Source organism: Sphingomonas sp. (assembly GCF_035758555.1).
Lineage (GTDB): Bacteria > Pseudomonadota > Alphaproteobacteria > Sphingomonadales > Sphingomonadaceae > Sphingomonas_B.
The window spans coordinates 1-9772 of the sequence record NZ_DASTXI010000201.1 but is presented as its reverse complement, the minus strand read 5'-3'; the positions used below and the strand labels follow the sequence as shown (position 1 = coordinate 9772).

10 protein-coding genes are annotated in these 9772 nt (G+C 67.6%); 3 read left to right on the top strand and 7 right to left on the bottom strand.

What is annotated here, in order from left to right:
- The 5 genes from VFT73_RS12270 to VFT73_RS12250 form a co-directional block, all read right to left on the bottom strand.
- Window positions 1–642: peptidase (locus tag VFT73_RS12270; protein WP_326411503.1), on the bottom strand; the 642-nt coding region annotated here is incomplete at its 3' end.
- Window positions 643–654: 12 nt separating this feature from the next.
- Complete coding sequence (locus tag VFT73_RS12265) at window positions 655–1467, bottom strand: transglutaminase family protein (RefSeq protein WP_326411501.1); 813 nt, start codon at window positions 1465–1467, stop codon at window positions 655–657.
- Window positions 1464–2474, bottom strand: coding sequence for an alpha-E domain-containing protein (locus tag VFT73_RS12260; protein ID WP_326411499.1), 1011 nt, complete (start codon window positions 2472–2474; stop codon window positions 1464–1466). The genes VFT73_RS12265 and VFT73_RS12260 overlap by 4 nt, the downstream gene beginning before the upstream one ends.
- 45 nt (window positions 2475–2519) lie before the next feature.
- Window positions 2520–3908 (bottom strand): circularly permuted type 2 ATP-grasp protein, encoded by a 1389-nt coding sequence (locus VFT73_RS12255; RefSeq protein ID WP_326411505.1) that lies wholly within the window; start codon window positions 3906–3908, stop codon window positions 2520–2522.
- Window positions 3909–4052: 144 nt separating this feature from the next.
- Window positions 4053–4673: a PEPxxWA-CTERM sorting domain-containing protein gene (locus VFT73_RS12250; protein ID WP_326411496.1), complete on the bottom strand. Its 621-nt coding sequence runs from the start codon at window positions 4671–4673 to the stop codon at window positions 4053–4055.
- Window positions 4674–4860: 187 nt separating this feature from the next.
- Between VFT73_RS12250 and VFT73_RS12245 the strand changes: the two genes are divergently transcribed.
- The gene (locus VFT73_RS12245; protein ID WP_326411494.1) at window positions 4861–5862 is read left to right on the top strand and encodes a threonine aldolase family protein; all 1002 of its coding nucleotides are present in this window, start codon (window positions 4861–4863) and stop codon (window positions 5860–5862) included.
- Window positions 5859–6776, top strand: a complete 918-nt coding sequence (locus VFT73_RS12240; RefSeq protein ID WP_326411492.1) for a DMT family transporter — start codon at window positions 5859–5861, stop codon at window positions 6774–6776. The genes VFT73_RS12245 and VFT73_RS12240 overlap by 4 nt, the downstream gene beginning before the upstream one ends.
- On the opposite strand, the gene VFT73_RS12235 is transcribed toward VFT73_RS12240, so the two are convergent.
- Both VFT73_RS12235 and VFT73_RS12230 read right to left on the bottom strand, forming a co-directional pair.
- Window positions 6686–7498, bottom strand: coding sequence for an SDR family NAD(P)-dependent oxidoreductase (locus VFT73_RS12235; protein WP_326411490.1), 813 nt, complete (start codon window positions 7496–7498; stop codon window positions 6686–6688). The genes VFT73_RS12240 and VFT73_RS12235 overlap by 91 nt on opposite strands.
- Complete coding sequence (locus VFT73_RS12230) at window positions 7495–8700, bottom strand: M48 family metallopeptidase (protein WP_326411488.1); 1206 nt, start codon at window positions 8698–8700, stop codon at window positions 7495–7497. Before VFT73_RS12230 ends, VFT73_RS12235 begins: the two co-directional genes overlap by 4 nt.
- A gap of 158 nt (window positions 8701–8858) precedes the next feature.
- On the opposite strand from VFT73_RS12230, the gene VFT73_RS12225 reads away from it, so the two are divergent.
- Window positions 8859–9716, top strand: coding sequence for a fatty acid desaturase (locus tag VFT73_RS12225; protein ID WP_326411486.1), 858 nt, complete (start codon window positions 8859–8861; stop codon window positions 9714–9716).
- Window positions 9717–9772: the final 56 nt, after the last annotated feature.

The following is a 9772-nucleotide window of genomic DNA, read 5'->3' as shown; positions in this document are numbered from 1 at the left end:
CTCGATGCGGATGTTGGTGCGGGCCTGGCCGGCATTGGCATCGGCGACCATCAGGTCGATGGGCAGGCCGACTGCAAGGTTCGCGCGCATCGTCGAATCGAAGCTGAGCAAGCCGAGCTTCACGGCGGCGTTCAGCGGCGTGTCGTAGTGGAGTGCGCGGTCGAGGATCGGCTTGCCGTATTTGAGCTCGCCGATCTGCAGATAGGGCGTATCGGGCGCGCACTCGATCGTGTTGCCGGCCGAATAGACGAGAAACAGCCGCGAAGGCTCGCCGTTGATCGAGCCGCCGACCAGCAGGGTCGCGTCGAAGTTGATCCCCGGCTGCGCCAGATCCTGCATCGAATCCCGCACCTGCCGCAGCGCACGGCCGGCGGCGATCGCGGCATCGTAAATGCTCTGGAAGCTGCCCCAATTCTCGTATTTGCCGGTTTCCGGATGGGCGAGGCCCTTGGTCACGCGCTGGATCGCGCCTTGGGTGGTCGAAAGGCTGCCGGCCGAGGCAACCGCGATCAACCGCTTGCCGTCGTTCCCGTAAAGCCGGAGCTTGCGATAGGTGGAGATGTTGTCGACGCCCGCGTTGGTCCGGGTGTCCGCCATCAGCACCATGCCTTCGCGGACCAGCATCCCGATACAATAGGTCATTGGACTGGCCCCCTATCCCTGGCTCTGCTTCATCGCGTCCGCGGCGTGGACATGAACGTGCATCGTCTCGACACCGCCGCCGCGCCGGGCGCCGCGGACCGGCGCCGCATCGAGATAGTCGAGTCCTGCCGCGACGCGCAAATAGGCATCGGTCGCGCAGATGCCGTTCGCGGGATCGAAGGCGACCCAGCCGAGATCGGGCACCAGCGCCTCCGCCCAGGCATGGGCCGCTTCCTGCGCCGGATCTCCTTGCCGCGCGAGATGGCCCGAGACGTAGCGCGCCGGAATGTCGAGCACGCGGGCGGCAGCGCAGAAGATGTGCGCGAAATCCTGGCACACGCCGCTTTTGCCCGCGAACGCCTCGGCCGCCGGCGTGGCGACGTCGGTTTCGGCCGTATCGAAATCCATGTGCTCGTGTACCGCGGCATTCAGCACGTGCAGCGTTGCGATTGCCTCCGTCCTCTCGCAGCCGCGCGCCATGTCGACGATCGCAGGATCGGGCCGGGTAAGCTCGGTCGAGCGCAGATAGACGAGCGGCGGCAGCGTCTCCGGCCCGCGATAGACGCCGTGCGCGTCGGTCACGTCCGCTTCGCCGGTGACCGTCACGGTCAGCGAGGTCAGCGGAGCATCGGCGTAGAACATGGTGAGCCGGTTGCCGAACGCGTCGGTGCCTTCGCGCATCGTGCCGTTCACGTCGGTATCGACGCGCCAGCTGCGGATATATTGCGCATCGTGATCGCGCGGGGTCAGCCGCAGCGCCTGCACGACGTTCGCCGCCGGCAGGGTGTACGAATAGGTTGTGCAGTGGTCGACCAGGATTCTCATAGGAACAGATATTGCTCCTGGATCGCATGGCCGAGCGCGTTGTTCTCGGCAATGAACTCGCCGATGAACTCGTGCAGACCCGATGCGAAGATCATGGCCATGTCGCCCTGGGCGAGGCGGGCTGACATCGCGACGGCCTGGCGGTGGGCCGGGCCGCGCTTGCCGGTCGAGCGGGCGAGATTGTCGAGATAGCGGACGAGGTCGCTCGCGCAGGCGGCGAGCGAGCGCGGCATGCGGCGATTGAGGATCAGCAGATCGGCGACCAGCCAGGGCTTGATGCTGTCGAAATAGACGTGGCGGTAGGCGGTGAGCGCCGAAACGGTGCGCAGGATCGTCGTCCACTGGAAATAGTCGAGGCTGCCGCCGACCGGCTCGTCGCGCGGCAGCAGCAGATGATATTTGACGTCGAGCAGCCGCGCCGTGTTGTCGGCGCGCTCCAGCGCGGCGCCGAGGCGCAGGAACCAGTATGATTTCTCGCGCAGCATCGTGCGGTGCGTGGCGCCGTCGAACAGCAGCGCCGAGCTCTTCACATGCTCGACAAGCCGGCTAAGCGCGGCGCGGGATTCCAGGGTGGTTCCAAAGCCCTGGATCTCCAGCCAGGCGGTGTTGATCGCTTCCCATACCTCGACCGTCAGCGCCGTGCGCACGGCGCGGGCATTGTGACGCGCCCGCTCGATGCAGGTGCGCATCGACGAGGGATTGGCGGGATCGAGCGCGAGGAACGCGGTCGCGCTGCGCTCGGTCAGTTCGGGATGGCGCTCGGCGTAGAGCGGCTCGATTCCCGCTGCCGCCAGCGCGCTGCTCCACGCACCGACCGCGCCGCCATAGCTGGAGGGAAGCGCCGCAAGCCGCAGCGTCGCGTCGATCAGCCGCGAGATGAAGTCCGCCCGCTCGACATAGCGCCCCGCCCAGAACAGGTCGGCTGCGGTGCGGGAGAGCACTAGCCGCAGCCCGGCGAGGGCGCGCGCCCGCGCCCCGACTCGGGCAAAGCCGGCCGGCGGGCGCAAGCGTCCGTCCGACGACGCGGCTTTGCCGCGGCGACTCGTCCGCGCCTACCCATCCAGCACCCACGTGTCCTTGGTGCCCCCGCCCTGGCTGGAGTTCACCACCAGCGATCCTTCCTTAAGCGCCACGCGCGTCAGGCCGCCGGGCACGATGCGCACGCCCTGCGCGCCGGTCAGCACGAACGGGCGGAGGTCGACATGGCGCGGGGCGATCCCCTCGTCGACCAGCGTCGGGCAGGTCGAAAGCGCCAGCGTCGGCTGGGCAATGAACCCTTCCGGCTGGGCGCGCAGCCGGGCGGCATATTCGTCGATCTGGGCTCTGGCCGCGTGCGGCCCGACCAGCATGCCGTAACCGCCCGAGCCGTCGACCTGCTTCACGACCAGCTCGTCCAGATGATCGAGCACATAGGCCAATGCTTGCGGCTCCCGGCACCGCCAGGTCGGGACATTCTTTAGGATCGCGTCTTCGCCTGAATAGAAGCGCACGATGTCGGGCATGTAACTGTAGACCGCCTTGTCGTCGGCGATGCCGGTGCCGACCGCGTTGGCAATGGCGAGATTGCCGGTGGCATAGGCGCTCATCAGCGCCGGCACGCCCAGCGTCGAATCCGGGCGGAACACGAGCGGATCCAGATAAGCGTCGTCGACGCGGCGGTAGAGCACGTCGATGCGCTGCGGCCCGTCGGTGGTGCGCATGTAGAGCACGTCGCCCTGCACCAGCAGGTCGCTGCCCTCGACCAGTTCGACGCCCATTTTATCGGCGAGGAAGCTGTGTTCGTAATAGGCCGAGTTGTGGAATCCGGGGGTCAGCACCGCGACCGTCGGTTCGCCGCGGCAGCGCGGCGGCGCCACCGATTGCAGCGTGCTGAGCAGCAGCTCGGGATAGGTCTCGACCGGCGCGATCCGGTGCCGGTCGGTCAGCTCCGGCAGCAGCCGCAGCATCACCTCTCGGTTTTCGAGCATGTACGAAACGCCGGAAGGCGTGCGCACATTGTCCTCGAGGACATGGAAGCTGTCTGGCCCGGTACGGACGATGTCGATGCCGGCGATGTGCGTGTAGATGCCGTGCGGCGGCGCCCGGCCGATCGCGGGGAGGCAGAATTGCGGATTCCGCAGCACCAGCTCTCCGGGAACGATTCCTGCCTTGATGATCTCCCGCGACCCGTAAATATCGTTCAGGAACGCGTTGAGCGCATTGACGCGCTGCACCAGTCCCCGCTCGAGCCCGGTCCATTCGTCGCCCGACAGGATGCGCGGGATGATGTCGAACGGAATCAGCCGCTCGTCTGCCTGCGCGTCGCCATAGACGGCGAAGGTGATCCCGATCCGGCGGAAGAACAATTCGGCCTGGGCGCGGCGGGTCTGGAGGTAGGGGCCGGGCGTTTCGTCGAGCCAGGCGCTGAGCGCGGCATAGGCCTGCCGCGGCTCGCTCCCCATCTCGTCGAACGCCTGGGCCGTCACCCCTTCGTCCCCCTGTTAGGGCAGGGAGATTGAGCGGGGCCGCGCCGGATCGCAAGTGCTAAAAAAGAAGCGCCGCCGCCCGGCCGGACAGCGACGCAACCATCACCCCCTTTTGGTGACTCAGGCGGCAGCCGCAGCCCTGCGGTCGCGCCGCCGAAGCGCGCAGCCTGCGAGCCCGAACCCGCCGAGCATCAGCGCCCAGGTCGAAGGCTCAGGGACCGGAAGCACCGCCGGCACCGTCACAGCGCCGAGCGTATAGATCGCGGTGTTCGAGCCGCCGGGCAGGCCGTCGGGATTGTTCTTCGTGGTCAGCGTGAAGAACGCGTCGGCGATCTTGCCGGCAAAGGTCGAGCGGGCGCCGAGCCCGTCGAAATCGAACGGCGAGAACGGGCCGCCGGTGTTGCGGAAATCAGCGCCGACATAAGTGAAGACCAGGTTCACGACATTGGGATCATCGTTGAAGCCCGGCGCGACCAGGCCAGACGACGAGGTCAGCTCCGTCGTCCCGACCACATCGGCGCCCGGCGTGAAGATCGATCCGTCGATATAGCCGTTGAAGTCGTAGATGATCAGCCGGTCGCCGCTTCGGACACCTTCGTCCGGTCCCAACGTTCCCTGATAGGTAAAGGAAAATTCGTTCGCGCCGTTCGCGGTGACGCTGGTCAGGGTCATCACCGCCGCACTTGCCGGGGCAGCCATTGCCGCCGCGGCCGCGGCCATGACAAAACGCGACTTTTTCATACACAGGTTCCCTTTTTGCGACCCGTTTCAGTGCGGCCCTTGGCGAGCCGTCACTCGGGATCCAGAACGGATCATACACGATACAGTTCATTTGTTGTTTACCTTTTTGCCCGTTTCGGACCGGCTGCTGTTTCGGTGCGGGACACGGCGTTGACCGCGCGCGCGAAGCGCTCCAAGGGCGCAATCGATGCGCTTCTTTTCCGACAACGCCGCCGCTGCCCACCCCGCGGTGCTGGAGGCTCTCGCCGCCGCCAACAGCCTCGACACCGCCTATGACGGCGATCGCTGGTCGAAACAGCTGGACGGCGTCTTTTCCGGCCTGTTCGAAACCGAGGTGCGGGCGCTGTGGATCGCGACCGGGACGGCCGCGAATTCGCTGGCGCTCGCGGCGCTGTGCCCGCCGTTCGGCGGCGTGATCTGCCACGGCGAAGCGCACATCAATGTCGACGAATGCGGCGCGCCGGAATTCTTCACGCACGGCGCGAAGCTGCTGCTGGCTGACGGCGACGGCGCGAAGCTGTCGCCGGACGCGGTCGAGGCGGTCTGCGCCGGCATCCGCAACGACGTGCACCAGGTGCAGCCGCGCGCATTGTCGATCACCAACGCGACCGAATATGGCCGGGTCTACACGCCGGACGAAGTGGCGGCGCTGGGCGAAGTCGCGAAGCGGCGCGGCCTCGGATTCCATATGGACGGGGCGCGGTTCGCCAACGCGGTCGCGCATCTCGGCTGCTCGCCGGCCGACCTCACCTGGCGCGGCGGCATCGACGCGCTGAGCTTCGGCTTCGTCAAGAACGGCGGCATGAGCGCGGAAGCGCTGGTCTTTTTCCGGCCCGAGCTGGCCGAGGCGACGCTCTACCGCCGCAAGCGCGCCGGACATTTGTTCTCGAAAGGCCGCTATCTCGCTGCGCAACTCCTGGCGATGCTGAAGGACGATCTGTGGCTCCACAACGGCGGGGCCGCCAACCGCGGCGCCGCGATGCTGGGCCAGGCGGCGGGCGATCGGCTGATCCACCCGGTCGAGGCAAACGAGGTGTTCCTGCGCGTGAGCGCCGACGAGGCGGCGAAGCTGCGCGCGCTCGGCTTCGACTTTTACGATTGGGGGCCGGGTGCGGCGCGGCTGGTGATCAGCTGGGATCAGGACGAAGCGGCGATCCGGCCGCTGGCGGAAGCGATCGCGGCGCTGTGAGCGAGGCGCCGCTGCCCGGGCGCGTGCGCGCGCATGTGCTGGTGCCGTTCGTCATAATCACGCTGATCTGGGGCTCGACCTGGCTCGTCATTCGCGATCAGCTGGGCGTGGTGCCGCCAAGCTGGTCCGTCACCTACCGTTTCCTGACCGCAAGCGTGGCGATGTTCGCCTACGCGCTCGTCACGCGCACGCCGCTCCGCGTTGCCCGGCGGGATTGGGGGCTGGTGCTGCTGGTCGGCTTCACGCAGTTCGTGCTGAACTTCAACCTGGTCTACCGCGCCGAGCAATATGTGACGTCCGGCCTGGTGGCAGTGGTGTTCGCGCTGCTGCTGGTGCCCAACGCGGTGCTGGCGCGCATCTTCCTGAAGCAAGGGCTGTCGCGGCCGTTCGCGTTCGGATCGGCGGTCGCGCTGTTCGGCATCGGCCTGCTGTTCGCGCACGAGCTGAAGCTGGACGGCGCCGACAATGGCGCTGTGTTCCGGGGCATCGGTCTGACCCTGCTGGCGGTGCTGTCCGCGTCTGTCGCGAACGTGCTGCAGGGAACGGAGCGGGCGCGGCGCCTGCCGGTCGCGACGATGGTCGCCTGGAGCATGGTGGTCGGTACCGTGGCGGACGGCGCGATCGCCTGGGCGACCGCCGGGCCGCCGGTGCTCGACGCGCGGCCCGGCTATCTCGCCGGGGTGCTGTATCTCGGACTGGCGGCGTCGGCGCTGTCGTTCCTGCTTTATTACCGGATCATCCGCGAGATCGGCGCGGCGCGCGCGGCCTATTCGAGCGTGCTGATCCCGATCCTGGCGATGGGCTTTTCGACTTGGTTCGAAGGCTATCGCTGGTCGGTGACGGCTGCGCTCGGCGGGGCGCTGACGCTGGCAGGGCTGATCGTCGCGCTGAGTGCCCGCAGGCCCTCCCGGTAGGACGGATAGACCGGCTGCCAGCCGAGCAGCCGTTTGGCGCGGCCGTTCGCGATCCGGCGGTTCTCGGCGTAGAAGGCGCGTGCTGTCGGCGGCAGGTTCTCCGGCGGCACGACGGGCGGCATCGGTGCGCCGAGCAGTCGCGCGGCATACGCCGTGACCTCGTCCTGCGGGGCGGGGCAGTCATCGGCGATGTTGTAGGCGCCGGGCGGTGCGCCGAAGCCGGCGATCACGGCGGCGACGATATCGTCGACATGGATGCGGCTGAATACCTGGCCGGGCAGTTCGACGCGGTAGGCGGCCCCGCTCACGATCCGGTCGAGCTGAGAGCGGCCGGGGCCGTAGATGCCGGGCAGGCGGAAGACATGGGCGCCGAGGCTCAGCCATTCGCGGTCCGCTACCGCGCGCGCCGAGCGGCGGCCGTGTCCGACGGGTGCGCTTTCGTCGACCCAGGCGCCTCCGGTATCGCCATAGACGCCAGTCGACGACAGGTAGCCGATCCAGCGCGGTGCACGGGCGAGGGCGGGGCGATAGCGGCGGAGCACCGGGTCGCCGTGCTCGTCCGGCGGTACGGTCGAGAGGATATGCGTCGCGGTCGCGAGCGCGCTTCCGGCATCGTCGATCTCCGCCCGCCCGATCCGCGCGACAGTCCAGCCGCGCGCCCCGACCGCCTCGGCGAGGCGCGCGCCGACATAGCCGGGGCCGAACAGCGCGAACCGGCTCAAGGCGCCTCGTTCAGGTGCTTCGCCTTCCACTGCATCGCCCGCCGCACCCGGTTTTCGCCCGACGGATGATCGAAGAAGATGAACTCCTCGACCGGTCCCGGCGAAATCTTGCGGTATTCGCTGAGCTTCATCGACACCGCCGCGAACCCGTCCGGCTCCTGCGCCGCATCGAGGCCGAATGCGTCCGCCTCCGCCTCGTCGGTGCGCACGATCGTGTTCAGCACCGGGGTCAGCAGCAGGAACAGCACCGACGTGATCGCCATCAGCAGCGGCAGCGATGCCGGATCCTCGACCTTGGTCACGCCCCAGCGCTGCCCGTAACGTGCCAGCAGCCGCGGCGCGCTCCACCAGAGCAGCACGAACAGCAGCAGGAACACGGCCGTGAACGCGATCAGGTTCCGCCAGACATGGCCGAGCACATAATGCCCCATCTCATGCCCCATCACCGCCTTCACCTCGGCCGGCGAGGTGCGGTTCAGCAGATTGTCGTTGAGGCTGATGCGGATCGTCGGGCCGAGACCGGAGACGTTCGCGGAAATGCGCTTGGTCTGCTTCGACGCGTCGAAAATATAGACATTCTCGGCCGGAATATGGTTCGCATGCGCCATGCCCAGGATCTGGTCGCGCAGCGGGCCTGCCGCCATCGGCTTGTAGGTGTTGAACAGGGGCGAGATGAACACGGGCGCGATCACTGCGCCGACCATGATGAAGGCGGAGACGACCAAAGTCGCCCACAGCCACCAGCGCCGCGGGCTGCGGCGGATCACGGCGAAGATCGCCATCAGCAGCAGCGGGAAGATGATCAGCTGGATCAGCAATCCCTTCAGCTGGTCGCCGCCCCATTCGCCGAAGCTCTGGTTGGAGAGGCCATATTGATGCTCGCGGAAGAAATCGGTGTAGATCGACCAGGGCAGGGTCAGCAGCGCGGTCACCACGACGAAAGGGAGGGCATAGAGCGCGGGACGGAGCCAGCGCCGCTGCGTGACGCGGCCTGCCCAGCCGCTCCACTTGGCCGACCAGCCGAAGCGCAGCTCGATCCACGAAACCAGCACTGTCACCACGGCGCCCCACAGCAGCAGCCAATAGCCGCCTTCGAAATAAGCGTCGGACTTCGCGCGCGCGGCGCCGTTCAGCGTGGCCAGATAGGCCTGGGTTGCCGCTTCCGGATCGAACGCCGCGGCCGCAAGTGTCGTCAGGATCATGTCGTTCGTGCCTCCCCGCGCGGATAGCTGCCGCGGTTTCAGTCCGTTGTCGAGCAAAGACCGTATCGGATGTTACCAGATCGGACCGATTCTGCGGGTTCCCGCAAACCTTCGTTAACCAACGACCCCTAGTCTGAAGCGTGGGGGGAGCGTTGCGCATGCTGATGACTGCGGTCGAAGGAGAAACCGCGCGCGCGCTGTCGCCGCCGGTCGCCTGGCCGACGCTGGCGATGCTGGCGCTGATCGCGCCGCTCCATGTCGCTACGGTCGCGTGCGGCTTGTCCGGGGCCGCCTCGCCCTGGCTGCTGACGCTGCCGCTCGGCATTTCCGCCTATCTTCACTACACGCCGGCGCACGAGGCGATCCATCGCAACATCGTTCGCTCGCGGCGGTTCGATCCTGCGAACCGGCTGATCGGCTGGTGGGCCGGGGTGTTGCTCGGCATGAGCTGGCCGCTGCTGCTGCGCACCCACCACGCGCATCACGCCCACACCAATGGCGAACGCGATCCCGACGCGTTCGTGCAGGGACCGCTGTGGCGGCTATTTCCACTGGCGGCGCTGTCGGTGGTCACGAACCTGGTGCCGATCCCCGCCTGGCGCATGATCTATGGACGCGAGACGCCCAATCTCGGCTATCTCGATGCGTGGAAGGTGATGCGTGCGCGGGAATGGCGCACGCATCAGATCGCGCACGGCCTGATGTGCATTGCGGTGTGGGTCGCGGTCGCGCTCGGCCACGGCGCGGAGATCTTTGCGCTGTATGTCGTGCCGGCCACTGTCGGGCGGCTGCTGATGGGCATTTTCCTCAGCTGGCTGCCGCACCGGCCCTTCGCTGCCGGCGACCGCTACCATGCCACCGCCCTTCGCCGCGGCCGCCTGCTCGCGATCGCCAGCATCGGCCACAGCCTGCACCTGGTGCATCATCTGTGGCCGCGCGTGCCGTTCTACCGCTACGGCCGCCTCTACCGCGCGCTCTCGCCCATGCTGCACGACCGCGGCGTGCGGGTGCGGTAAGACTATAGAACCTCGAACAGGCCGGCCGCGCCCATGCCGCCGCCGATGCACATGGT